Raw genomic sequence first — 25,442 nt, forward strand, 5'->3', positions numbered from 1 at the left:
GTCAATAACGATCTATGACTATAATTCTCTTTTTGACAAATAGTTTGGATGCGAATAGAATGACTAATTATAATATAACTTATTAAAAGATTAATAAAAAGTGGTGATAAGGAGATAAGTAAATGCCAGTAGAACCATCCATGAATCCTCGGGTAATTCGTAATATTTTGTTCTTATTATTCGCTTTACCAGGTGTAGCTTTTGCTTCCTGGGTGTCTCGAACGCCTATTATACGGGATATTTTGCGTGTCTCGACTGCCGAAATGGGAATCATTATTTTTGGATTAGCTGCAGGTTCTTTAGTGGGACTACTCAGTGCAGGCAATATGATTTCTCGTGTAGGTGGACGGGTGGTCATTCTGGGAAGTGCGATTTTGATTGTAAGCGGTTTTGTCATTGTAGGGTTGGGAACTGCATTTTCGCTCACGAGCATCGTGTTTGCTGGTTTAGTCATCTTTGGAGGTGGTTATGGGACAGCAGAAGTAGCTCTGAATGTCGAAGGTTCCGCGGTAGAAAATCAATTGCAAAAAACGCTTTTGCCGGCTTTTCACGGTTCATTTAGTATGGGGACACTTGTAGGTGCAGTCATCGGTTCTGGAGCAGCGGCACTACACATACCTGTTGTGGTCCATTTTGGAGCAATGGCTGCCATGATTGCAGTGGTAACTTTCTATTTTTATCGTTTTCTGCCTCACGATACAGGTATAGAGAAAGAAGTTCCTACTCAAAAGGTTGGATCTAATCTCAAGGCGCAGCTTGCTGTATGGAAAGAAAGACGAATTTTATTGATCGGTATCATCGTGTTAGGTATGGCGTTTGCAGAAGGGTCTGCGAATGACTGGCTACCGCTAACGATGGTGGATGGTTATGGCGTGGATTCTTTAACAGGTTCCTATATGTATGGACTATTTGTGGCAGCGATGACCATTGGACGTTTTACCGGAGGATTCATACTGGATAAATACGGCCGTGTCCCTGTATTGAAAGGAAGTGCTGTCCTGGCTGCTATCGGTATCATTCTAGTGATCTGGGGACAGCATTACCTCATAGCCGGAGTGGGCGTCGTATTATGGGGGCTTGGAGCCTCACTTGGTTTTCCTGTGGGCTTATCTGCTGCCGGAGATGACCCTCGTGGTGCAGCTATCCGGGTTGGAGCCGTAGCCACGATCGGTTACATTGCCTTTTTAGTAGGTCCCCCAGGCTTAGGGTTTTTAGGTGAATATGTTGGACTTCTGCATGCCTTGATCGTAGTGCTTGTTGGCGTTATTGTTGCTGGCTTGATATCCGGTGCAGCCCAACCTATTGGGGTGAAAGAAAAGAAATCAAATTAAAATATAAAGGGGATTGTCGCATGACTATGAAAACGGAAAAACAAAAGATGATGGATGGGGAACTGTATGTAGCTGCTGATCCTCAATTAACGCAAGAAAGAGAGTATGCGAGAAGATGTGTACGTCTCTTTAATCAGACGGCAGAGACGGATCATGACTACCGTGAAAAGTTACTTAAGGAGCTTTTCGGATCAACTGGTGAAAATATAGGTATGGAACCCAACATACGCTGTGACTACGGATACAATATCCATGTTGGGGAAAATTTCTACGCCAACTTTGACTGTACCATTTTGGATGTTTGCGAAGTGCGTATTGGAGATAATTGTTTCCTGGCTCCAGGAGTTCATATTTACACAGCGACTCATCCCATAGATCCGTTTGAACGAATCGCTGGCCCTGAGTATGGGAAACCTGTAACGATTGGCAACAATGTATGGATTGGCGGTAGAGCAGTTATTAATCCCGGTGTTACGATAGGTAATAATGTCGTCGTGGCATCAGGAGCAGTAGTAACCAAGGATGTTCCAGACAATACGGTTGTAGCTGGAAATCCAGCACGAGTGATTAAGCAAATTAAAATATCCTAAACAGCATACAAGTAAATCGTTTAATATTTTGTACCGATGATCCTATTAAAAGGGCTTCTTATTTTAATAGGATCATTTGAATTTAAAGACTTGAACACTTAGGATCTCTTGGAGGACTATACAGAGTAATAAATAATCATATTCATCCGAACCAGTGTTTCTCCTAGATTATAGTAAATGTGTGGGCGGTCTGCTTTAAAGCGGATCGAATCCCCAGCTTTAACCGTGTACATTTCTTCGCTAATTTTTACCACCATCTCACCCTCAAATACCGTAATAAATTCTTCTGTACCTTCACGGTGCGGCGCTGAACTCAGTTCCCCGCCTGCTTCAATCTCTACGGTGTAAACCTCAAAATTTCTACTTCCTTCATAGGGGAAAAACGGATACAACCGATAGTGATTATTTTCTTCAAGCACTTGTACTTTGCTTTTAGGAACGACTACTGCATCTGCAGGTGGTTCATTAATCAGAGCAGTGAAAGAGATTTTTAAGCCGTTCGCAATTTTCCATACGGTTGTAATCGAGGGATTAGATTCTCCCCGCTCAATCTGACCGAGCATCGTTTTACTGATCCCCGTCAGATCAGCTAATTTATCTAGACTTAATTTTCTTTCATTTCTTAGATACTTCAAATTTTTACTTAAAATCAGATTAATATTCTCCATAATTCTTCGCTCCTATTGTGCTTTATAAAGAACATATTGTACAATCATAAAGTACAAATGTGCGCTTCAACGTACATTTCATTCAATTATAACATACGGGAGTTGATTGTTGCATGCCGTTTATTCCGTTCCTTTCTTATGTACTTGTTACCAGCTTTACGCCAGGTCCCAACAATATTATGTCTTTAGACAGTGCCAGACGGTTGGGTTTGAAAAAAGCATTCCCATTCTTGCTGGGAGTAACAGCAGGCTGTTTCGCTATTATGCTGTTAGCCTGCTATTTTAATCTTGCTTTGTATCATTTTTTGCCACGAGTTAAGATCTGGATGAATGTCCTCGGCAGTCTGTACATGCTCTATCTGGCGGTGAAAATTGCAAGGAGCAAATCCTCTACGGACGATAATGATCACAATGAGGGATATTCCTTCAAATCAGGACTGCTGCTGCAATTTATCAATTTAAAAATCATTTTGTATGGTATTACGGTCATTTCAACGTTTGTAATGCCTTATGATGTATCGTATGTAGAGCTTATTACGATTTCATTACTCCTGACCTGTATTGGTTTTGTAGCTGTAGTATGCTGGGCGATTTTTGGCGCTGTGTTTCAACGTTTCTTGAATAAGCATGAGCGTTCCTTCAATATCATAATGTCCTTATTGCTCCTTTATAGTGCACTATCGATATGGATGTAAATGAGCACCTTATTCATCATAGAAAAGAAGGGTTCCTGACTATAGGCAGGAGCCTTTTTTTCGTGTGAATTGAGCTTATTCTACGAGTCATAACATACAATCGAACAGAATGGATGAGTCTCCTGATCATTTAGCTGCAAAACGGGTATTACCTTAATAGATAAAGCTGTTGACAACTTGTATATACATGACTTAATCTTGTATATACAAGATATTGAAAGCGTTATATTATTTTTACGCTACTTCATTTCGCAAGAAAGGAATGAGCATGAATGGAAGCAATGAACAAGACTTTAATTCCTCAAGATAAAGATTGGTGGCGTAAATCAGTAGTCTATCAGGTTTATCCCAAAAGTTTTAACGATACGACGGGCAAAGGAACCGGTGATATAAGAGGGCTGACGCAAAAGCTGGATTATTTAAAAAAACTGGGTGTTGATATTGTCTGGTTGCAGCCTGTATATGTCTCACCACAACGTGATAACGGGTATGATGTAGCCGATTATTGCCGGATTAATCCTGATTATGGAACAATGCAGGATTTTGAAGAATTGAGCGAGGGAATCCGGGCACGTGGGATGTACTTAATGATCGACATCGTGGTTAACCATTCTTCCACAGAACATGCCTGGTTTCAGGAGGCACGGCTTTCTAAGGATAGTGAGTATAGGGACTACTATATCTGGCGTGATCCAGCACCCGATGGTGGACCACCAAACAATTGGGTTTCCAAATTTGGTGGACCTGCTTGGCAATATGACGAGGCAACAGGCCAATATTTCCTGACACTATTTGATAAGACTCAGGCGGATCTAAACTGGGAAAATCCCAAAGTCCGTCAGGAAGTTGTCAATCTGCTGGAATTTTGGGCTGAGAAGGGAGTCAGTGGTTTCCGGCTCGATGTCATCAACTTGATCTCCAAAGATCAACAATTCTCGAATGATGATGGGAGCACGGTTCCTGGCGACGGACGTAAATATTATACGGACGGTCCACATGTGCATGAATACATTCATGAGTTACATGAGAAAGTATTTGCCAAACAAAATAGCGTCACTGTGGGTGAGATGTCCTCTACCTCCCTAGAGCACTGCATCCGTTATTCCAATCCAGAGAGAAAAGAATTGTCCATGACCTTTAATTTTCATCATTTGAAGGTGGATTACCCAAATGGACAGAAGTGGGAACTCATGCCATATGATTTTGAAATGCTGAAAAAGCTATTCTCGGATTGGCAAACGGGCATGCAACAGGGTGGCGGCTGGAGTGCATTGTTTTTTAATAATCATGATCAGCCAAGGGCAATCTCTCGCTTTTTGGATGATGGCCAATACCATGCGGAAAGCGCCAAGCTGCTGGCAACCACGCTACATGGTCTTCAAGGTACACCTTATATATTTCAAGGTGAAGAAATTGGGATGGCCAACCCGCAGTGGGCAGACATTGAAGAGTTTCGGGATGTTGAATCTCTGAATATGTATCGTATTTTACAGGAGCAAGGCAAAAGTGCAGAAGAAGCATTGAATATCATTCGAGAGCGGTCTCGTGATAATTCGAGAACACCGATGCAGTGGGATGGCACTCGCAATGCGGGCTTCACTACAGGCACTCCTTGGATTAAAGTAGATGAACGATATCCACAGATTAATGTTCAGGCTCAGTTAGAGGACCCGAACTCTATCTATCACCATTATCGTAAGCTAATTCATCTGCGTAAGACGGTGCAAGTCATTACCGATGGGAATTATCAACGCTTGGACGAAGCTCATCCTCAGGTCTACGCCTATCAACGCAGCAATGAAGAGGAGACTTTGATCGTCATCTCTAATTTTAGCGGACAGGATGCGCAATTCCGTATACCGGATTCATTTTATTCACGATTAATAAATCAAGCGTTGGATGCGGCTGAGCTCTTAATTGGTAATACCCAGCACGCCCCAGAGCTAAAACAAGTGATCTCTTTAACCCCATATGCTTCATATATGTGGATTGTTCGTAGACTTAGTGAATAGTATGGAGACATCTAGTAGCACCCCGGGCACGTTATTTTGATAACCGGGGTTGCTACTTTAAAATGAGCAAACGTTAAGGGAGTGGGCTAAATGGCGATTGAAAGATCACAGGTAGAAGACATTATAAAAGCCGTTGGTGGCAAAGACAACATAGAGGCCTCTACGCATTGCGTAACTCGTCTGCGATTTGCCCTTTATGATGATAAGCTGGTTGATAAAGATGCACTTGAACAAAATGATCTGGTCAAAGGCCAATTTTCTTCACAAGGACAATATCAGGTCGTGATTGGCCCAGGTCTGGTGGATAAAGTATATGACGAAATGATCTCCATTACAGGAGGTAGTCGGGCTTCTAAAGACGATGTCAAAAATGCGGCAAGCAAAAAACAAAATCCAATTCAGCGTGCTATCAAGACGCTGGCAGATATTTTTATCCCCATCTTGCCCGCAATCGTGACTGCAGGCTTATTGCTTGGAATAAATAATATTTTGACTGGCAAGGGAATCTTCTTCGAAGGTATGGCTCTGGTTCAGGTCTATCCTCAATGGACCGACTTTGCTGCTATCATTAACACCATTGCCAGCACCGCCTTTACATTTCTACCTGCCTTAATTGGATGGTCGGCTGTTGTCCGGTTTGGCGGCAGTCCTTTACTCGGGATCGTACTGGGTTTGATTCTGGTTCATCCAGATCTGCTAAGTGCATACGGTTATGCAGATGCCGTTACCAAAGGAACCGTCCCGGTTTGGAATTTGTTTGGGTGGGAAGTGAACAAGATTGGTTATCAAGGACAGGTTTTACCCGTTTTAGCATCCGCTTACGTGCTCGCGCACATTGAGAAATTCCTAAATAAGAAGATAGCAGATTCATTTAAACTGTTACTTGTAGCACCGATTACATTATTAATAACGGGATTTCTGGCATTTACAGTGATCGGTCCGGTTACTTTTATGATTGGTAATGCTATTACGTCTGGTCTTGTATACGTTTTCGATTTGGCTCCTGCGCTGGGAGGCCTGATTTATGGAGGCTTGTACTCCTTGCTCGTGATTACGGGAATGCACCATACTTTCCTGGCGGTGGACGTGCAATTAATTGGTACGCAGGGTGGAACATTCCTTTGGCCGATGCTGGCGCTGTCCAATATCGCTCAGGGTGCCGGAGCACTGGCAATGATGCTGGTATTGAAGGAGCAAAAGGGAAAAGGATTGGCTCTTACCTCTTCAGTGTCTGCATTTCTGGGTGTAACCGAGCCTGCCATATTCGGGGTGAATATCCGATATAAATATCCGTTTGTATTCGCAATGATCGGTTCCGGTATTGCAGGTATACTGCTCACCGTAAATCATGTGATGGCTTCTTCCATTGGTGTGGGCGGGATTCCAGGCTTCTTGTCTATTTTCCCAAACAACTGGGGTGTATTCTTCATCGGGATGGCGATCGTGTTAATTGTGCCATTTGCTTTAACTTTAATGTATGGCAAGTTGTTAACTAAGCGCCGTCAGGCTGCACCAGCCAATGATTCCGTACAAAAAGACTCGCTTCCGCAAAATACCGCAATAGATGTGCTTGAAGTGAGGACTCCCGTACGAGGACGTGTTGTACCGTTGGAACAGGTCCCTGACCCGGCTTTTGCCGAACGGCAGATGGGGCAAGGTATTGCAGTGGAACCGAAGGATGGCAAGATTCTTGCCCCATTCAGGGGAAAAGTTATTCATATCATGATGAAAAGCAAGCATGCCTTGATTTTGGAGCATTCGACAGGTGTACAGATTCTGGTACATGTGGGGATCAATACGGTGTCACTGAAGGGTGAGGGATTCACCATGCATGTGGAGACCAATCAAACCGTGGAGCAAGGACAACTACTGATGGAATTTGACCGTGATCTGATTCAGAAATCCGGATATCCCGTCATTACACCAGTCATTGTCCCGGATGGTCAGAGTATGATTGAATCGGTTGAGGAACTGCCAGGTGAGGCAGACGATTTGCAGTATACCTTAATGAGAATTCATTTGAATTCTTCATCAGGTCATAGGAATTAATTCAGATTCAATTCGCACAGTCTATTATAGTGAACAGGGAAGTGAAAGAATGCTACAATGAACGTGGTGATGAAAATTGACAAAGAATATATTTTTGCAAATTTATCAGGAGTACTCGGGACAGATCCAGACAGGCGAATTGGCTCCAGGCACGAAAATGCCATCTGAAAATGAACTGGCCCGAGAGTATAACACTTCTCGTGAAACCGTACGTAAAGCACTTCACTTGCTTGCACAAAATGGGTATATCCATAAAATAAAAGCTAAAGGATCTTTTGTTCTGGATATTGGACGGATGGATTTTCCTATAGGAGGACTGGTCAGTTTCAAGGAAATGTCTGAACGAATTGGGCGTACATCACGAACCATTGTACATGAAAATCAGCTAATTCCAGTTCCAGATGACATAGCCAATCATCTTGAGATTGACAAAGACAAGTATTTGGTCTGGAAAGTTATTCGTGCGCGTGAGATTGAAGGTGAATGCGTCATACTGGATAAAGATTACTTTCGATCAGACATTGTACCTGTGCTTACCGAGGAAATTAGTCGTGGGTCCATCTACGAATATTTGGAGGGAGAGCTCCATCTTCAAATTAGTTATGCCAAAAAAGTGGTTTCTGTAGAAAATGCAGACGAAGAAGATCATAGGCTGATGGACCTTCAGAACTACACTCATGTGGTCGTAGTGCGTAACTATGTTTATCTGGAGGACACCACGTTGTTCCAGTATACCGAGTCAAGGCATCGGCTAGACAAATTCCAATTTATCGACTTTGCCAGACGTTCCCACGGTGAAGACAAGAGAGCAGATTTTTTAAAATAACGATCATAAAATAGTTAAGAAACCCCGTCTTTTAAGACGAGGGTTTCTTTTTTACCTTGGATGCAACTGCTAAGCAAGCTTGTATACTGGCATTTGAGGGATTTGAATTTGCGTTTTATCCAAAAGCTGTTTATTGGATATTAAAAGGTTATATACTGTTTAGAATACAATTCCATGATCAATGCAATGGGAACGAGGTGTATGTTATTTATGTATAGAGTGGCGATCTGCGATGATGAGCACAAGCAGAGAGAACTTGTTAAAAATATGCTGATTACTTTGTCGATAAAGACCAGTATAGAATTTAAAGTTGAATTATTCGACTCCGGAGAACAGCTGGTATCTCATTATCAAAACCATGAGTCTCCATTCCATATCTTAATATTGGATGTTGAAATGAATGGCATGAACGGAATTCAAACCGCCCAAAAAATAAGGAGTTTAAATCACCTGGATGAACAGATTGTTTTTTTAACGAGCTACCCTGAATATATGGTGGAAAGTTTTGACGTAGTCACATTTCAGTATTTAATAAAACCGATTGCTCCCCATATCTTTGAGGAAAAAATGATAAAGCTGTGTCAATATTTTCAATCTCTCGATAAAAAATTCGTTATCATCAAGTCAGCTTATGAGGAAGTGCTTTTAAAATATGATGATATCATTAGTATTGAAGTGGTCAAAAGCTTAACCATAAAAAACAAACTGCATTTTGTAACCTCTACTCAAACCTATGATAGCAAAGGGATTCTTTCGGACTATGCTTCAGCATTAAAAGAACATAATTTTCTACAAATTCATCGTTCGATTATTATAAACTTAATTCATGTGAAAAAATTTGCTGGCGGTGATGTTTTGATGTCAAATGATGTGAAGTTACCTATTGGGCGTTCTAAAATAAAAGAAGTTAAAGATTTATATACCAAATTTATGATCATGAAGATGCATTAATATGATGGAATATAACTCCCTGCTTCTTAATCTTTGCGTTGTCCTTGTTATGTGCTTCCAAGTGAATTTTTACTTTAACTCGGTTTTTGATAAGTCCAATCGAAAGCCGAACAGATTCGTGTACTTCATTATTTTTGGGTTGCTGAATTCCTTATATTTAAGTGTTTATTTGACTCCTGCGGTATCTTCGATTTTAGCATTACTTGTCATATTTAGTTTAGCGCAATCGTATACAGTGGAAATAAAGACAAAGATCATTTTTTCTATTCTTTATGCTGTATTGATAACCATCGTTAATTTTATATCTCTTTATATTTTATATGCTGTAGGCTCCGTTAAAATTAGCAACTTTAGCCATTTGAGTGGACAAGATCACTTGATATTCTCTAAGGTTATGTTACTCAGCTGCATTATCATGTTTGCTGTCATTCAGATTATACGGCTATTTGCCAAACGCAGAACCTTCCCTTTGCAGCATCGTTACTATATTTTATTTCTAATCGTTCCCATCATAAGTTTATACCAGGTCAATGTTTTATCTGTTTATAGTGAAAAGAATATGTATTATTTTGGTTCTATTATTGGCTTTATTTCCTTAAATGTTTTTATCATATATATTTTTGATAATGTCATTGAAAAATTTCAATTAATGCATGAAAATGCTCAATTACAACATCAGATGGACTACCAAGATGCTAACTACGAAAAAACGGTTCACAGCTTCAAAAATATAAAAAGAATCATTCATGATACACACCAACAGTTTTTGTATATTGAAGAATGTATCAAGAGAAATGAATTGGCAGAGGCAAGTGAACATATTAAGGTTACCTTAAATAAAATCGAAGGAGCATATCAAAGGGTTAATACCGGTAATCTGGTTATAGATGCCCTTGTCACGAATAGTCTTAATATTGGGCAAGCCAATGGCATAAAGATAGATACCCAACTTCACTTATATTCACAGAAAGTAAATATTGAACGTTATGATTTATGTGTAGTTCTAGGGAATTTGCTGGATAATGCCATAGAAGCATCTAAAAAGGTCAAGATTGCCGATGACAGGTACATTCTTATTAAAATACATTCCAATGAGTCTGCGCTTTTCATTCACATCCTTAATCATGTGGAGAATGAAGTGGCTCATTTGCATAGTCAAAAATCAAATCCGGATTTTCATGGTATTGGCTTAACCAATATATCTAGAATATGTGACAAATATGGTGGGAATATGACCATTGAAACGAAAAATAAAGTATTCAATAATATGGTTTTATTGCCATTTTATAAGGACATTCCTTAGACATCATGTTGTTTAGGGATTGTTTTTTACATTTAAGGGTGTTTTTTTATATAGAATCCTCGTTCATTGTATGATCAGGTCAGTAATAAAGCCTGGTGAAGCTATAAGAGGAGGAAATATGGAATGAAGAAAATAATAGCTGTGTTCGTTTCTGCTATGCTTTTTGTACTGCCGATGACGAATACTTTTGCTCAAGGCACTGCTGAACCCATCAAGGAAAAGGCTCGCAGTCTAGCCTCGGAGCTGGTATCCAAATACGGTGCTAGCGGTGTACAGTATGCCATTATGGACCAAGGAAACATTGTATTATCGGATAGCGTGGGTGTAAAGAATAAAGCAACCAACGAGCCGATCACCAAAGATACGATGTTCGGTATAGGCTCTACAAGCAAAATGTATGTATCTGCTGCAACGATGATGCTGGTCGATGCCCATAAGGTAGATATTGATCAGCCGCTAACAACATACATTAAGGACTTTAAAATGTCTGATGAAAGATACAAACAAATTACACCCCGTATGCTGTTAAATCATTCGTCAGGTCTTTACGGTGCTCACTATAAAAATAGTATGTTATTTAATGACAATGATACAGAAAATCATGATGAGCTCTTGCTAAGGTTGCAATCAGAAACTTTAAAATCAAACCCTGGCGAATATTCCGTATATACCAATGATGGATTTCAATTGCTTGAAATATTGGTTGAGCGGGTGAGCGGTCTAAGTTACACCGATTTCCTGGCAAAGCATATTAGTACACCTTTAGGTTTGAAATCTACCAAAACACCTCTCGATCAATTTGATAGACAAAAGCTGTCCAAAACTTATTTTCCTGCGATTGAGGGAGCTTTACCGGTTGAAAATGCCAATGTCATCGGGACAGGGGGCTTATACTCCACCGCAGAAGAGGTGGCTATGTTTTCAGAAGTATTAACGGGGAACAGACCCGATATTCTGTCTGCACAATCGGCGAAGTCCATGAAAAGTCATGAATATCGAAATGGAATATGGGTACCTGAAGAGACAAACAGCTTTAATTATGGACTTGGTTGGGATGCGGTTCAGTTGGCACCGTTTAGTGATTACGGAATAACTGCGTTATCCAAGGGTGGGGATACTGTTTTGTATCACTCTACTTTGATCACCATACCAGAGCATCATATTTCTATGGCTGTGCTTTCATCTGGAGGGTCTTCCATCTTAGATAGTATTTTTGCTTCTAACATTTTATTGGAAGTTTTAAAAGATAAGGGCATCATTAAAGACATCATACCGGAGAAAACATTTGAGCCTCCTGTAAAAGTGGAAATGCCATCTGATTTACTTTCTTATTCGGGATTATACGGTTCTGTGGGTACAACCATCAATGTAGAGATTAAAAACGGTGAGTTTGATTTACCTGCTTTCTTGGATGGATTCGTCCCGGCGCAAAAATATGTGTATACAGGCAATGGACAATTTAAAAGCAGTGATGGCAGTGTAGCCATAAGCTTTGACAAACAAAAAAACGGGAAAACGTATATTAAGGCTAACCTATATTTAAACTTTCCGGGATTAGGTCAAATGGTTATGGTGACTTATGAATATCAAAAGCTAGATGCCAATCCTATAAATCCCATAGTTAAAAAGGCATGGGAAAACAGAAATGGGAAAAATTATTATGCTTTGGATGAAAAGATATCTTCCATATTTTATCTGGCCCCCTCATTTATAACGAAAAAAATATCCGTTGATCATGATGGATACGCAAGTGGTACTAAAATTGTGGATGAGAATAAAGCAGTAAATGCCGTTGAGATTCCTGTTATGAGTGGAAGAGATGCATTTGATCTGAATTTTTATACCAAGGATGGTTCGGAGTATTTAACCATAGATGGACAATCCTATATCAGTGAAGATGCTGTTAAACCTATCTTGGGAGGAAAGTCAGTGTACACCATACCATCTAATGGCCAAGCCACATGGTATAAAATAGATAAAAACTCAGCTAATAAAACGATGACCGTTGATTTTCCAACAAGCGGAGGCTTCGCTGTCTATGATGAAAACGGAGCGGTTGTACAATTTTCAACTGCTAGCAATAACAATTCGGTTGTACTGCCCAAAGGTGGCTTGATCGTTTTGGGTGGCAATGCAGGGGATGTATTTAAAATCAATTTGAATTAAGCGTGTAGCCGCTTCTGGAAATTCAGGAACGACCGTTGCAGCGTTGGAAGGTTAAGTAGATAACCGCGAATCTTAAATCGAATTGGCCTTTATATAAGGCCAATTCGACTTTTTCATTCAGCAGATGAGCCTAAATCCGTAATAGATAATTTTATATCGAAGGTTACGGGTATTTTGCTGAATTTGTAATCCCAATCATCCTTTACCTTTTTCCATACCTGAGGTTTCTCGATATGCAAATGATCACCAAAACCGGCAACATCGACTTTATATTCTGACTGTAATTTGTGCATAACAGACTTAATCCTGCGAGTCACTTGTTCTTCAAATTCTTTCTCTGCCTCTTTCATGTTTCGTGTCTCAGTCGGGTCCGCTTTATCATCCCAGTTTTCGATTAGACGTCCTTTAGATTCAATTTTTACGTGGAACGAGATATCGTTGCCCTCGGTCACCTTGGTTGTTATTTTGCTTTTTACCGATTTGATTTCGTAAGTTATGGCTTCATTCCGCTTGTCATACGTTTTGACAGCCCCACCTTTAACATCACCGGTAATCCATCCAATACTCTCCACGTCTTGTTGTCCCAAAGTACCTATCCAGTGACCGGTATCTCCTTTAATAATCCCGGCACCTGAAAATTCTAATTCTCCATCTGATTCAGTGATGTTCTGTAATATATAGCTTTTTTTGGAGTGCATCAACCCATCCAATTCAGACAAATTGACTCCCCTCATTACCTTGCTGGTTCTGAAATGGTTACGAAGCATATACAAAATATGAATGGATGGGACCTCGTCTTCATATTTGGTAACTAAAGTGCTAGCTGCTCGATCCTTGCTTAAGAAGACCAAACAACTCGGGCGAATATCATTATCACGTAGCACAAAATCCATTAATTGCTGCATCGTTTGTTCTTTCGCCAAATCGGTGGCAACCACCATGACCTTTAGATGGTGACCAATAACCGGGCGGTCCAAACGGAGAGAGAGTTGCCGGAAGATTTCAAGCAAAGAATCCCCAGTGGCTGCTATATTGACATAGTTTGGTCCTTGTCCGCCACCGCCTTGCTGCTCTGTGCTTCCAGATGATTTTTTGGGAACGATTTGTACGCTGGCGGTAATTTTATTTTTCTTGAAGTAACGACTGCCTTTCTTTTCCAGATTCTGCTCTAATGGAGTGAGCTCCCCCTTATCCAGAGCCAGTCCTGTATATATGCTGAGCTCTTCTACTTCTTTGCTGCTCCAGCAACCGACTTGAGTTATAAGTAGAATGAAAGCAAGCAGCAAGGATAGCATAGGGCGTCTACACATTTTGCTTCATTCCCTTCTTCCTGATTATGAACACGATGGAGAGAAGTACCGGAACCAGAACAAATATAACGATTCCCATGTATCCGATCGCATCGCCTAGACTAAACACTTCCATCATACGAACAGGAGTCATTGTAGAGATAAAAATAATTGGGATTAAGCCAAAAATCGCATAACGATATTTAAGACCGAACACCTGTGAGACCCCTAAGGAAGCATTGAAGAAGAAACTGCAGAAATTACAAAACATTTGCATCATCCAGATCACTAGCAGAGGAAACTCAAGCCGTTCAAAAAGAAAACCGGGGATTTCAAAACTGCGCATCAAATTGATGGTAGGCCAAGTACTTGTCACAGTGGAGTCCATCGATAATCCGCCGATCACCATAACTACGGTCAAAAAGTACAAAATTAAGGGGATACTGATCCCCACTACCATGGCCTTAAATGCTTTCTCAGGGTACTGTAAAAAAGCGACCAGTGTCATGACGACTTCACATCCAGAGAATACAAGAATAGTCGATTTCAGACCCTTGATGACAGGTAAAATCCCCTCACTCAGTACAGGACGAAGATGATCAATCTCAAAAATCCTTAAGCTAAAGACAAAACAGAGCAGCAGAAAAAAAAGACTAATCGGAAGTACAATCTGGTATAGCCGAGCGATGGGATTAATGCCGCCAAAAACCAAATAGCTTCCTACCCAGATGAATGGAATCACAATCGCCCAGATCGGAGTGCCTTCCAGCAGAAAAAACATGGTCACTTCAGCTAAAACCCGAATCTCAAAGCCGGCGATGATTAAAAAATATATAATCAATAACACACTTAAAAATCCACCCGGAATTGTGCCCACGATTCTTCTGGAATATTGATACACGGTGTTTTCAGGAAACTGTTGACTTAATTTCACCATAAGCCAGACGACCAATATGACAATACATCCACCGAGAAGGACAGAAAGCCATGCATCAGGAGTCTGTACCTTTTCAGTTACACCTCTCGGCAGTGTCAAAATCCCTGCGCCCAATACGGTATTGGTCAGGAACACAGCCGCCTGCTTGGTTGTGATCTTATCATCAGAGCGTCTAAACACCATAGCTCCTCCTTCGTCTTGGCATCATGGCCTACGTTTGGTTTGCTGAGTTTTCATCATAAGAGGTCTTCTTTTCATCATAGATATAGGAACTCGAATATACATATCCTTCCAATCGCTTAGGCGCATAGGGGATAAGGGCGTTACATACGGTACGCCAAAGCTTTTTAATTTCGTCAGATGGATACAAATTAACAGAAAGAACAATATGGTTCCTAACATGCCCAGGATGGCTGCAAAGAGCATGCCGGCGAAACGCAAAAGACGCAAGGTAATGCCCGCACTGTATGTCGGTATCGAAAACGAAGAAATGGCAGTAACCGCAACCACAATTACCAGGAAGGGACTAACGATGCCTGCATTTACAGCAGCGTCGCCGATGACCAAGCCTCCCACAATGCCCATCGCAGGACCAATGGGTTTGGGCAAGCGAATGCCGGCTTCCCGTAGGATTTCGATAGAGATTTCTAAAATCATAACCTCAATGACGGATGGGAAAGGGACGCCTTGACGGGTTTCGATGATGCTAATGACCAGCTTGGTCGGAATCAAACCGGGATGAAACGATATAAAAGAGATGTACAAAGCAGGCCCCATAAGCGCTATAAAAGCCCCGCTAAATCGCAACAGCCGTAAAAGTGTTCCTGGAATCCAGCGCTCATAATAGTCTTCAGGTGATTGAAGCAGCATACTGAAGGTCACCGGAACAATAAGTGCAAAGGGAGTCCCATCCAGTAAAATGGCTATTCTTCCTTCCAACAAAGCATTAATGACACGGTCGGGGCGCTCTGTATTGTGAGCCTGCTGGAACGGACTTAAATAATTGTCTTCAATAAGTTGTTCCACATAACCGGATTCAGCCAAAAAATCCATGTCTATCTTTGAAATTCTGCGCGTTACTTCTTCGAGGAGATCTGGATTCACAATATCCTTTATATACGCGACAACCAGATCTTTTTTGATTCGGCTTCCCACTTGAAATTTCTTCATTTCCAGACTTTTGTTTAAGCCTTGGCGTCGAAGCATCGAAGTATTTTCACTTAATACCTCCGTAAAACCAATGCGGGGACCCCGAAGTAATGCTTCAGAGGTTGGTTCATTGACGGAGCGAATGGCGCCATTGGGCGAGCCCACCAGCAGTGCTCCCTTCATTCCTTCAATTAATAAGGCAGTATGGCCTAAAAGTATAGACTCCTGCAGGTCCTCCATATCAGCAACTTCACTAATTTGAGTAAGTGGCATCAAGTTTTCTTTTATAAAGGAGTTACTTATACTTTCCTGCTGTTCCTGTGGGCGCTGTGGGTCCTGCTGGCCCTCGAACATCAAGACCTCCAATACCTGCTTGCTCATAAGCTTTTCATCCTGCATACCTTCTATGAAGATTAACACGGACCGAGCATGATATTTCTTTACTACAAACTCACGAAAATGCACATCACTATTTTCGCCTATAGCCTCTCGGATCGACTTTAAGTCGGAATCATAATTCCCTGTAATTTTGGAGCTTGGTTCATGCTGTTGATCAGCATCGCCTTCGTTATGTTCATCGGAAAGCGGACGATCAGAAGAATGTTTGGATTTTGCCCCCTTACTGCCGACAAACGAATAAATCGATGTGTTTATATAATAAATTCCTAAAGGAATAACCAACGCGAGGCCTGCTTGAAAGAGTGTACTCCAGCTTGGAATATAAGAAATAATTTTAGACCACATGATGATCACCTCCATACGATTCAATTCATGTTTCCTTAAGATACAAGTTGTTCCTAAAGTATTCCTTATAAAGGTTGTAATTACACATGAAATGGAAAGATTCGTTCGATGAATTGGGCAAGTGATGTATTTTAATATTATGAAATTTGATTTCAGCTTCTTACCTTTATCCCTTGAAATAGAATAGGGAAATCCCTAAATATTCTTAATTTGAACTATATTGTGACTGTAATCACATATAGCTCTGTCTGCTGTATTAGAATAGAAGCATAAGCAATATTCATAGGAACGTAGGAGATGTCGTCGGATAGGGAGTATCGTCGAATGAATGGAGGAACCGGTATATGATAAACAGTAAACAGAAACTTGTGGTTATAGGGAACGGGATGGCTGGTATCAATACGGTCGAACAAATTTTAAAATTAACAGATAAGTATGAAATTACGGTCCTGGGAAATGAGCCGCATCCGAACTATAACAGGATCATGCTCTCTTATGTGTTGGAAGGCAGTAAAACGATTGATGATATCATACTGAACGATTTGCAATGGTATGCGGATCAAGGGATTACTTTGTATACAGGAAAAATGGTGAAAAGCATCGACGGTGAGAACAAGAAGATTCACACCGAAGACGGACTGGAAATTGATTACGATGTAGCTTTGGTAGCTACTGGCTCACAATCATTTATTCTGCCTATTCCGGGTAAAGAATTACCGGGTGTCATCGGTTTCCGAGATATCGCCGATTGCTCGGCAATGCTTGAGGCAGCGAAGACCTTTAAAAAGGCAGCTGTAATTGGTGGAGGTCTGTTAGGGCTGGAAGCAGCTAAAGGCTTGGTCAACCTGGGAATGGATGTTACGGTCGTTCATTTAATGGAGGATTTGATGGAACGCCAGCTGGACCGGGAAGCCTCTGCGATGCTGAAAGCAGAACTAGAACGCCAGGGAATCAAGTTTGCTATGCAAATGCAAACTTCGGAAGTGTATGGTCAAGATCGGGTACAAGGACTGCGGTTTTCAGACGGAAGCGAGCTGGAAGCGGATTTGGTCGTTATGGCCGTCGGGATCAAGCCTAATATTCAGGTGGCTGTGCAAAGTGGTATGGAAACGAACCGTGGTATCGTAGTCGATGATTTGATGAGAACCTCCGTACCGGATGTATACGCCGTAGGGGAATGTGTTGAACATCGCGGAATCTGTTATGGTCTGGTAGCTCCGCTGTTTGAGCAGGGAAGTATCATTGCCAAACATTTGGCAGGCGCGGAAACTGAAGGTTATATGGGATCGGTGGTTTCCACCAAGCTCAAAATTTCAGGGGTGGATGTTTTCTCAGCTGGCGAATTCATAACCCAGCCTGAACATACGGTGATTGTTGCAAAGGATGAGTGGAAGCGCACATACAAAAAAGTGCTGCTTCGTGAAAATAAGATTGTTGGAACTGTACTGTTTGGTGATGTGAGCGAATCTGCTAGTCTTCAAAAATATGTGCGTCAGCAAACGCAGATGACAGATGAGATATATGGACAGATCATGGGTACTGGATGTGGCAATCACGGGGCGAAAACATTATCCGCTGAAACGATGGCGGATGATGAAATAGTCTGCGGCTGTAACGGTGTGACTAAAAAGGCGATTGTGGATGCAATTAATGATAATGGACTGACAACAGTCGATGAAATTAAGGCATGCACCGGAGCTACGCGTTCCTGTGGAGGGTGCAAGCCGGTCGTTGAGCAAATTCTGCAGTATGTTCTTGGAGACAGCTTCAAGACGTCAGCCAAGCAAGGAATATGTGGTTGCACATCATTGAGTCGGGACGAGATTGTGGAAGCGATCAAAACCAAAGGGCTGACAACAACGCGTGAAGTTATGAATGTACTGGGTTGGCATAATGATGAAGGATGCTCCAAATGCCGCCCGGCGCTGAATTACTATTTGGGAATGATTAACCCGGATACCTATGAAAATGAGGGAGATTCCCGTTTTGTAAATGAGCGATTGCACGCAAACATTCAAAAGGATGGAACGTTTACAGTTGTTCCTAGAATGTACGGCGGTGTAACGACTCCAGAAGATTTGAAGAAGATAGCAGATGTTTCTCTTAAATACAACGTTAAGGTCGTTAAAGTAACAGGAGGACAGCGGCTGGATTTGATCGGTGTCCATAAAGAGGATCTGCCTAAAGTATGGGAAGAACTCGATATGCCGTCGGGATATGCCTACGCGAAGTCACTTCGTACGGTTAAAACCTGTGTTGGATCGCAATTTTGCCGGTTTGGCACACAGGACTCGATGGGAATGGGAGAAGTGTTGGAACGAAAATTCGAACGACTGGATTTCCCAGCAAAATTCAAATTAGCAGTTAATGGATGTCCACGCAACTGTGCGGAATCATGTACCAAAGATATCGGAATCGTAGGTAATGATGGGGGCTGGGAGATCTTTATCGGTGGTAATGGCGGTATTAAAGCACGGTTAGCTGATTCACTCTGTAAAGTGAAAACCGATGCCGAGTTGATTGATATTGTAGGTAGCGTAATGCAACTCTACCGGGAAACAGGACAATACCTGGAGCGCACGTCGGAGTGGGTGGAACGGATCGGTCTGGAAGAGATTCAGAAGGCTGTCGTTCAGGATACAGATCATCGACAAGCTTTAGTAGAACGCATCGAATTTGCACTACAACAGGTGGAAGACCCGTGGAAAAAGATCATCAATGATGAGGATACTCGCAAAAATCTATTTGAGGTTGTCACTCCGTCTATTGTGTAATTGTATCTAAAATGCCTGAGGAAGGGAGCGATCAAGCAAATGATCAAAAATGCCGAATGGCTTGTCATCGGTCACAGTAAGGATTTTCCGATCAGAATAGGGCGTACCATCCATATCAAAGGTGCTGAAATTGCTGTTTTCCGCACTTCGGAGAATGAGCTTTATGCCGTTGAAAATATCAATCCTCATCCCAAAAGAGGTCCTCTTACAGAGGCGATAGTATCTGGTCATTATATCTATGACCCTTTATATGACTGGAAAATTGATCTGAAGACAGGCATCGTTCAAGAGCCTGATCACGGACAAGTTAAAACATTCGCCGTTTGTGAAGAGGGAGAAGAAGTTAAAGTATCACTCGAAACAGTTTAGTTCGTCTGATGGAATACAAATAAAAAAGGGCTTGACAGGAACAATCCTGTTGGGCCCTTTTTTCGTCTTGGATCAGGTAATGGTAACGCCTGCGCTTGCATAACCTACGATAGTGTTTACGAGGGAAAGTCCCGTAGCTGTTGCAGAGAAGACAAGGAGCAGACGAGTCTGTGCGGTTACCGGTATAGCCAACCCGGTAGTAATACCGCTAGAGATCGTTCCCAGAGCAATAATGCCAGCCAGTGAAGGGGCCAATGTAACGATAGCTCCGGGAACTGCTGTGAAGGTATTATTGGGTGTTGGGGAACTAAACAACTGGGCAGTAATCGTCGCAGTTGAACCCACGAGAGTTAACGCAGCTGTTGTACTGAAGTAACCAGCAATAGATGTAATTACGCCATCCCGTGGTACGGAAAAAGCAAAGTTGATCAGAGGTCCTACAAGTGTACCTGTCAGGTCAATGGCCCCGCCTACAAGGCTAATCCCTGTTGCTGAGCTTCCAAAGCCGATCAAACTGGTGGTTCCTACCACCCCGCCAAGAACGGTTGTCAGGATAGCAGGTCCGCCCGAAGCAAACGGAATGATGGCTCCCGAACCGGTCGCTCCAGTAACACCAGCCGTGCCCGTGGCTCCGGTAGCACCAGCCGCACCCGGCAGCCCATCAGCTCCGGTCGGCCCTGTGACCCCAGCTGGCCCGATCAATCCATCCGCGCCCGTAGCGCCCGTGGCGCCTGTCACACCCCCGGCAGGACCCGCAGCACCCGTAGCGCCGACAGGTCCGGCCGGGCCTTCCGGTCCAGCGGCCCCGATAGGCCCGGCGGCGCCAATAGGTCCAGCTGCTCCAACAGGTCCGGCAGGGCCGACTGGTCCAGCCGCTCCGATAGGTCCAGCTGCGCCGATAGGTCCGGGAGGTCCGGGAGGACCTTGTGGGCCAGGTCCACCTACTGGTCCAGGCGCACCGCCGGGTCCCGCAGGTCCAGGAGGTCCTTGTGCACCGGGCTCCCCTGACAAGTATGTTTCACCTAATACGTTGCTAACCGTCGTTCCAGCGATTCTGATCGCGCTGATTAAGCTGTCTTTAAGAGCAGGATCGAGGGATTCTTGTAAAACGATGGACAATAGGGCATCCAGCAATTGTTGCAGTGCAGTACCTACACCGATCGGGGAGAAAGGTGTAGCTTCTAACGCAACAATAGCAAGCTCCAGCGCTGCCAGTAAGTCTGCCTTAACCCCGCCTCTAAGTCTTAAGCTTTTCGCCAGAGACAACAAACGTCTTAAAACCTGTTGCAAGGAAGATACATTAGCCGCAGAGGGGTTTGCGAATACGATGGGGATGATCGCGGTCAATTCATTAATCAGTCTGAGAAGATCTTCGATACTTCTATTTACTCTTGTTGGTTTACAGTCTTCGTCTTTTTTTGAAGCACCACTGAACCTGAACGGTTTTTTATGTTTCATGCTCAAATATCTCCTCCTCATCATTCTTACTACTGTAGAGGTGACAGGTGGTTTATCGCCCCGCTTCGCAGATATTCATAATATATTTACTGAAGCGAAAAGGGTGAATAAACAAGCAAAAATGATTATTAAAGGCTTGTACATAAAATATACATAAAAAAAACCGGCCCCCAAAAAGCATGGAGGCCGCGTTGTATGTGCGTATACTCATCTGATCTATGAAGCTTAAAAAGTCTTATTTAAGAATACGTACCAGCAGTTCAGCCATCTCACCTCTGCTGATAGCCGCTTTTGGCTTGAGTGTTCCATCTGGATAACCGCTAATCCAACCGGAGGATACTGCATTCTGGAATGCTGCGGAGGCCCATGCTGCACTCTGCTGCTCATCCTTGTAGGATTGCAGTGCAGCAGTGCTGGAAATGAATGTCTGATTCTGCATCGCGTGTGACAGGATCACCATCGCCTGTTCACGGGTAAGACTCTCATCAGGTCCGAAAGTTTGAGCGGTTAGCCCTTGAATCCATCCCTGGCGGTGAGCAAAATCCACGGCTGATCCAGCCCAGTGTCCCTGCATATCTGTAAATGAGGTAGAAGGGCTCTCATCTCCAGCAGTTCCCAATGCTCTGGTCAGTATGGCTACAAATTCTGCACGGCTTACAGCGCGATCAGGGCGTATGTTGCCGTCTTTATAGCCTTGTATCCAGCCTTTGTCTGCAAGAGATTGCAGGGACTTCGCTGCCCAATGGCCTTGTACATCCGGCCATACCTGAGCTAGCACTTGTGGATCTGACGAATTGCTTGGGTCATTTTGCACACTGGCATTATTGGTTTGAGTCTTGGCATCTGTGGCGACGGCAAAGGTACCTAACCCGGTCGTATTCAGACTCACACCCGACAACATCCCTTTTGAATCCATTACAGCAGTCCCTTTTAGAATCTCACGCTCACCATTCTCATGAATAACAAGAATGGAGAACTGGGGCTCTGCATTGTGTAACTCACCTAAGGATTCGTTATCCAGCGGTAGAATGATCGACGAGGTCCCAGTCACATTGGCTTTGATGTCTGTAACCGGACCCATCAGCGTCAGGCTGGATTGTTGCTCGGCCCAGTCACGGATCTGCTGTGCACGTTGTACATCTGCCTGCTGGAATGACAATGTAACGTCCTGCTTGCCTGAGGCCATGCTGGTTAGAGTGTCACTGGATATCATCAGTGTTCCATATCGGGATATTACCGATGCACCAACCTTATCCCATTTATTCAGTAAAGAATGAGAAAGGATAACACGACTCAGTTGCTTTTCCTGCTCCAAACGAATGTCTGCGTACGCTTTGCCTTCGCGAAGTGCTTGCTGTATCTGCTCATCCAGGAATGCCGGCGAAGGAACAAAGAGGGAAAACTCTTTCCCTTGTTCGGAAAATCCGATCTGTGGTACGAAAGCAGATACATCCTCATTCTTATCTTTGTTAGATTTGCCTGTGTTCGCAATTACCTTGGCAGGGACCGTGACTTTTATGGCTTGCGTGAAAGCATGAGAACCATCGCTTACCCTCATAACATCCAGCATGATAGTTACAACGGAAGGAGTATCTGCTTGAATAATAGTTCCGTCTGTACGCACGATGTCTGGTTGGCTACTGCTGCTGATGGTCACACGGAAACCATCAGGTACAACAGGCAACCTGAGCAGTGTATCACTTGTTGTAGGAGCTGCTATGCTTGTGATGGATTCAGCAACGCGCTGCGCGGTTAAGCCTTGCGGATACACTAGCCCTGACGGAGCACTCTTCATGCCATTTACGTTCTGCAGCACATAGTAGCTGGCTCCTTCAGGAACAGGTGTAAATGTATATCTTCCCTCTCCCGAAGCAATTCCTTCCGCTATAAGCTCCTGCTGGGCATTGTACAGCTCAAGCCTTGCGCTCGGCAACGCGCCTGTAACGATCACTGAGGCTATATCCTCAGTGCCTGCTGCGGCTGTAACAGCACGAGGCAGCACGTTTATACGGCGTTCTGCCGGTTCTGCCGTCCAGCCCCCATTGTCGCTATAAGTATAGTTCAATACGTATACGCCAGGTACATTTGTATCGACATTCCCGCTACCTGAAAGCTCAGGGATCAGGATATTGCCGTATACGCTGTCCAGTACGCTGGCTCCTGGATCAGTGAAGCTATCGCCGGTTTTCAGAACAATCGGATTGCTGCCGTTCAATCGTACGTAAGGTGTATTCGGTAATGCCTTCAGCACGGTAATCGTGAATGTTCTTTGTACAGAAGCTGCACCTTTAGAAATAATGGCCATTAATTGTACATTCACATCACCGTCTGTATATTTAGGCCGATTCACTTGACCGCTGTCGCTGAGGATGTCCGGTTGATCCGAGGACCAATCAATCTGGGTGTCGAATGCTCCTACACGAGGCAAGGCAATGGAATCCTTAATCCCTTGCGGGTAATCCAGATTCAGCGTATTTGCTGCCAAATTTACGGCTTCATCAGCGCTTACAGGCAGTGCGGGCACGAGCAGGCTAAATGTTTTTCGTAGCTCAACCGCGCCTCGTGATACAACTGCTTCCAGCGTGATGGTCTGATCGCCCTGTACATAGGTTGGGAAGGTTACATGCCCAGTATGATCCAAGAACTGGGGTTGATTCGATGACCATGACACCTGAACACCATTCAGAGCATCTTTTGGCAAATATACGTCTCCCGTTACTGTCGTTATCGGCAGTTCAAGTGCTTTGTATGCTGCGTCTACGGCTTCAGTGTCGCTCATCGGCAGACGGAGTACGTGTGCAGTAAAATCCTTTGTTTTCGTTAAGCCTGCAAGTTGCAGGGTAGCCGTTAGGGTAACATCCGTATCTCCACTGTTATAGGAGGGTCTGGTGAGTGTTCCATCTGCTGCAATGACAAGAGGTTTAGACGAGGACCATTCGATCTGCGCTCCACCATAACCGGATAAAGGAAGAGAAATATTTTCTGTTAGCGCAGACAAATCGTCAAGCGAGAGGGTGTCTGCTGCTTGATTCAATGTATCTTGAGCAGTGATCTTCGCTACGGTAACCTCAAAAGTTTGGGTATCTGAGGCGCTTCCCTTCGTAATCGTTGCTGTCAGTTTTACTTTTCGGTCACCCAGATCATACCGCGGGCGTGTGACAGCCCCCTCGTTCGTAATGATGTCAGGAGTATCCGAACTCCAGCTCACCGTCGTATCATTCAACCCAGCGAGTGGCAGCGTCAGCTTTTGGGATACCGAATCAGCTGTATCTCCAGGTGCGAAGCCTAATGCAAGAGCAGCTTTTGCCTGTGCAACTCTCTCGGCATCGGAAAGTATGTTCACTTTAACCTCTGAGGGAGTGCTCTCCCCCTTAGCATTCACGGCCTGAACCGTGTAAATTGCTTCACCTGGCGGCAATGCTGAAGTATCTATGAATTGAGTTAAGTTACCTGAATAAAGCGTTACACTATCTCGTATGACTTTGTATGAAGTTGCATAAGGAACAGCATCCCAGCTTAACTCCACTGTATTTCCATTTTTGGTTCCTGTAAAATGACCCGGAGCCTGTGGAACGGGCAATCGCTCGCCATAAGCTGCGAATTCCATGATGGAAGCCCATTGATTGTTTCTCGCATTTCCTTGATCAATATATACTCGCAAGTATCGTGTAGTTACAGGAGTAATACTCTTTTCAACATTAGAGCTCCCATTATTCTGGACGGTATCCACAGTCACCCAATTACTTCCGTTGCTGCTTGTTTGCAATCGGAAACTGTATGGATCACGTTGATCATGCCACCCATAATGGACACCCATACCTGTAACAACGTATCGATCTACGATATACCAGTCTCTCAGATCTACCTGAATCCATTTCTCAACGTTGCTGGCTTGATACCAGCGGCTTGTCGGTCCGATTGACCCATCCACAGCTCTGGAGGGATCATAGGGCTGGCTATAGCCACTGGATGTGGCTGGTTTGTTAAGTACCACATTTTCCCAACCGGCAGCGTGAACCTCATTCGTCCCTATGAGCAGGAACGTACCGCCGATGAATGGCAGCAATGGAACCAGCAAGCGATAGGGTTTAAAATTGTTGCGTGTGAAGTTATTGCCTTCGAGCACGCCAT

Annotated in this window: 17 protein-coding genes; 11 read left to right on the forward strand and 6 right to left on the reverse strand. The window is 43.4% G+C overall.

What is annotated here, in order from left to right; translation table 11 throughout:
* Positions 1–122 precede the first annotated feature (122 nt).
* Together ACL9RM_RS08990 and ACL9RM_RS08995 are read left to right on the forward strand one after the other, a co-directional pair.
* Complete coding sequence (locus tag ACL9RM_RS08990; RefSeq protein WP_414126273.1) at positions 123–1,331, forward strand: MFS transporter; 1,209 nt, start codon at positions 123–125, stop codon at positions 1,329–1,331.
* A 20-nt stretch (positions 1,332–1,351) separates the two neighbouring features.
* Positions 1,352–1,921 (forward strand): sugar O-acetyltransferase, encoded by a 570-nt coding sequence (locus ACL9RM_RS08995; RefSeq protein ID WP_414126272.1) that lies wholly within the window; start codon positions 1,352–1,354, stop codon positions 1,919–1,921.
* 116 nt (positions 1,922–2,037) lie between these two features.
* Here ACL9RM_RS08995 and ACL9RM_RS09000 read toward each other — a convergent pair whose 3' ends face one another.
* Positions 2,038–2,589 carry a helix-turn-helix domain-containing protein gene (locus tag ACL9RM_RS09000; protein WP_061831117.1) on the reverse strand — a complete coding sequence of 184 codons (552 nt, stop codon included), beginning with the start codon at positions 2,587–2,589 and terminating at the stop codon, positions 2,038–2,040.
* Between the two features lie 113 nt (positions 2,590–2,702).
* Between ACL9RM_RS09000 and ACL9RM_RS09005 the strand changes: the two genes are divergently transcribed.
* The 7 genes from ACL9RM_RS09005 (at position 2,703) to ACL9RM_RS09035 (ending at position 12,591) form a co-directional block, all read left to right on the forward strand.
* A complete protein-coding gene (locus ACL9RM_RS09005) occupies positions 2,703–3,284 on the forward strand; it encodes a LysE family transporter (RefSeq protein WP_414126271.1) in 582 nt (193 codons plus the stop codon).
* Between the two features lie 272 nt (positions 3,285–3,556).
* Entirely contained in the window at positions 3,557–5,296 is a 1,740-nt protein-coding gene (gene treC / locus ACL9RM_RS09010; RefSeq protein WP_414126270.1) for an alpha,alpha-phosphotrehalase, read from the forward strand.
* Between the two features lie 90 nt (positions 5,297–5,386).
* Complete coding sequence (treP, locus tag ACL9RM_RS09015; protein ID WP_414126269.1) at positions 5,387–7,345, forward strand: PTS system trehalose-specific EIIBC component; 1,959 nt, start codon at positions 5,387–5,389, stop codon at positions 7,343–7,345.
* 76 nt (positions 7,346–7,421) lie between these two features.
* Entirely contained in the window at positions 7,422–8,171 is a 750-nt protein-coding gene (gene treR, locus ACL9RM_RS09020) for a trehalose operon repressor (protein WP_414126268.1), read from the forward strand.
* A gap of 210 nt (positions 8,172–8,381) precedes the next feature.
* Positions 8,382–9,122, forward strand: a complete 741-nt coding sequence (locus ACL9RM_RS09025; RefSeq protein WP_069291031.1) for a LytR/AlgR family response regulator transcription factor — start codon at positions 8,382–8,384, stop codon at positions 9,120–9,122.
* Between the two features lies 1 nt (position 9,123).
* Positions 9,124–10,425, forward strand: a complete 1,302-nt coding sequence (locus ACL9RM_RS09030; protein WP_069291032.1) for an ATP-binding protein — start codon at positions 9,124–9,126, stop codon at positions 10,423–10,425.
* Between the two features lie 123 nt (positions 10,426–10,548).
* Positions 10,549–12,591 (forward strand): serine hydrolase domain-containing protein, encoded by a 2,043-nt coding sequence (locus ACL9RM_RS09035; RefSeq protein ID WP_414126267.1) that lies wholly within the window; start codon positions 10,549–10,551, stop codon positions 12,589–12,591.
* Between the two features lie 113 nt (positions 12,592–12,704).
* Here the strand turns inward: ACL9RM_RS09035 and ACL9RM_RS09040 are convergent, their stop codons facing one another.
* Genes ACL9RM_RS09040 through ACL9RM_RS09050 form a run of 3 tightly spaced genes read right to left on the reverse strand, consistent with a single transcriptional unit; the run spans position 12,705 to position 16,710 of the window.
* On the reverse strand, positions 12,705–13,901 hold the full coding sequence (locus ACL9RM_RS09040) for a Ger(x)C family spore germination protein (protein WP_414126266.1): 1,197 nt from the start codon (positions 13,899–13,901) through the stop codon (positions 12,705–12,707).
* Positions 13,894–14,997 (reverse strand): GerAB/ArcD/ProY family transporter, encoded by a 1,104-nt coding sequence (locus ACL9RM_RS09045; protein ID WP_414126303.1) that lies wholly within the window; start codon positions 14,995–14,997, stop codon positions 13,894–13,896. The genes ACL9RM_RS09040 and ACL9RM_RS09045 overlap by 8 nt, the downstream gene beginning before the upstream one ends.
* Before the next feature lie 24 nt (positions 14,998–15,021).
* Positions 15,022–16,710, reverse strand: coding sequence for a spore germination protein (locus tag ACL9RM_RS09050; RefSeq protein WP_414126265.1), 1,689 nt, complete (start codon positions 16,708–16,710; stop codon positions 15,022–15,024).
* A gap of 344 nt (positions 16,711–17,054) precedes the next feature.
* Here ACL9RM_RS09050 and nirB point away from each other — a divergent pair, with 344 nt between their 5' ends.
* A complete protein-coding gene (nirB, locus tag ACL9RM_RS09055; RefSeq protein ID WP_414126264.1) occupies positions 17,055–19,484 on the forward strand; it encodes a nitrite reductase large subunit NirB in 2,430 nt (809 codons plus the stop codon).
* 39 nt (positions 19,485–19,523) lie between these two features.
* Entirely contained in the window at positions 19,524–19,853 is a 330-nt protein-coding gene (nirD, locus tag ACL9RM_RS09060) for a nitrite reductase small subunit NirD (protein ID WP_414126263.1), read from the forward strand.
* A 72-nt stretch (positions 19,854–19,925) separates the two neighbouring features.
* On the opposite strand, the gene ACL9RM_RS09065 is transcribed toward nirD, so the two are convergent.
* Both ACL9RM_RS09065 and ACL9RM_RS09070 read right to left on the reverse strand, forming a co-directional pair.
* Positions 19,926–21,311: an exosporium glycoprotein BclB-related protein gene (locus ACL9RM_RS09065; RefSeq protein ID WP_250267394.1), complete on the reverse strand. Its 1,386-nt coding sequence runs from the start codon at positions 21,309–21,311 to the stop codon at positions 19,926–19,928.
* Positions 21,312–21,546: 235 nt separating this feature from the next.
* Positions 21,547–25,437, reverse strand: coding sequence for an immunoglobulin-like domain-containing protein (locus ACL9RM_RS09070; RefSeq protein ID WP_414126262.1), 3,891 nt, complete (start codon positions 25,435–25,437; stop codon positions 21,547–21,549).
* Positions 25,438–25,442 lie beyond the last annotated feature (5 nt).

It is taken from the genome of Paenibacillus sp. S29, assembly GCF_049319765.1.
Lineage (GTDB): Bacteria > Bacillota > Bacilli > Paenibacillales > Paenibacillaceae > Paenibacillus > Paenibacillus polymyxa_B.

What these genes read in the sequence shown, in the direction of transcription:
- ACL9RM_RS08990 (WP_414126273.1), top strand. Translation starts at nt 123, where the DNA reads ATGCCAGTAGAACCATCCATGAATCCTCGGGTAATTCGTAATATTTTG.
- treP (WP_414126269.1), top strand. Translation starts at nt 5,387, where the DNA reads ATGGCGATTGAAAGATCACAGGTAGAAGACATTATAAAAGCCGTTGGT.
- ACL9RM_RS09040 (WP_414126266.1), bottom strand. Translation starts at nt 13,901, where the DNA reads ATGTGTAGACGCCCTATGCTATCCTTGCTGCTTGCTTTCATTCTACTT.
- ACL9RM_RS09050 (WP_414126265.1), bottom strand. Translation starts at nt 16,710, where the DNA reads ATGTGGTCTAAAATTATTTCTTATATTCCAAGCTGGAGTACACTCTTT.
- ACL9RM_RS09000 (WP_061831117.1), bottom strand. Translation starts at nt 2,589, where the DNA reads ATGGAGAATATTAATCTGATTTTAAGTAAAAATTTGAAGTATCTAAGA.
- nirD (WP_414126263.1), top strand. Translation starts at nt 19,524, where the DNA reads ATGATCAAAAATGCCGAATGGCTTGTCATCGGTCACAGTAAGGATTTT.
- treC (WP_414126270.1), top strand. Translation starts at nt 3,557, where the DNA reads ATGGAAGCAATGAACAAGACTTTAATTCCTCAAGATAAAGATTGGTGG.
- ACL9RM_RS09035 (WP_414126267.1), top strand. Translation starts at nt 10,549, where the DNA reads ATGAAGAAAATAATAGCTGTGTTCGTTTCTGCTATGCTTTTTGTACTG.
- ACL9RM_RS09065 (WP_250267394.1), bottom strand. Translation starts at nt 21,311, where the DNA reads ATGAAACATAAAAAACCGTTCAGGTTCAGTGGTGCTTCAAAAAAAGAC.
- nirB (WP_414126264.1), top strand. Translation starts at nt 17,055, where the DNA reads ATGATAAACAGTAAACAGAAACTTGTGGTTATAGGGAACGGGATGGCT.
- ACL9RM_RS09025 (WP_069291031.1), top strand. Translation starts at nt 8,382, where the DNA reads ATGTATAGAGTGGCGATCTGCGATGATGAGCACAAGCAGAGAGAACTT.
- ACL9RM_RS08995 (WP_414126272.1), top strand. Translation starts at nt 1,352, where the DNA reads ATGACTATGAAAACGGAAAAACAAAAGATGATGGATGGGGAACTGTAT.
- ACL9RM_RS09030 (WP_069291032.1), top strand. Translation starts at nt 9,124, where the DNA reads ATGATGGAATATAACTCCCTGCTTCTTAATCTTTGCGTTGTCCTTGTT.
- ACL9RM_RS09005 (WP_414126271.1), top strand. Translation starts at nt 2,703, where the DNA reads ATGCCGTTTATTCCGTTCCTTTCTTATGTACTTGTTACCAGCTTTACG.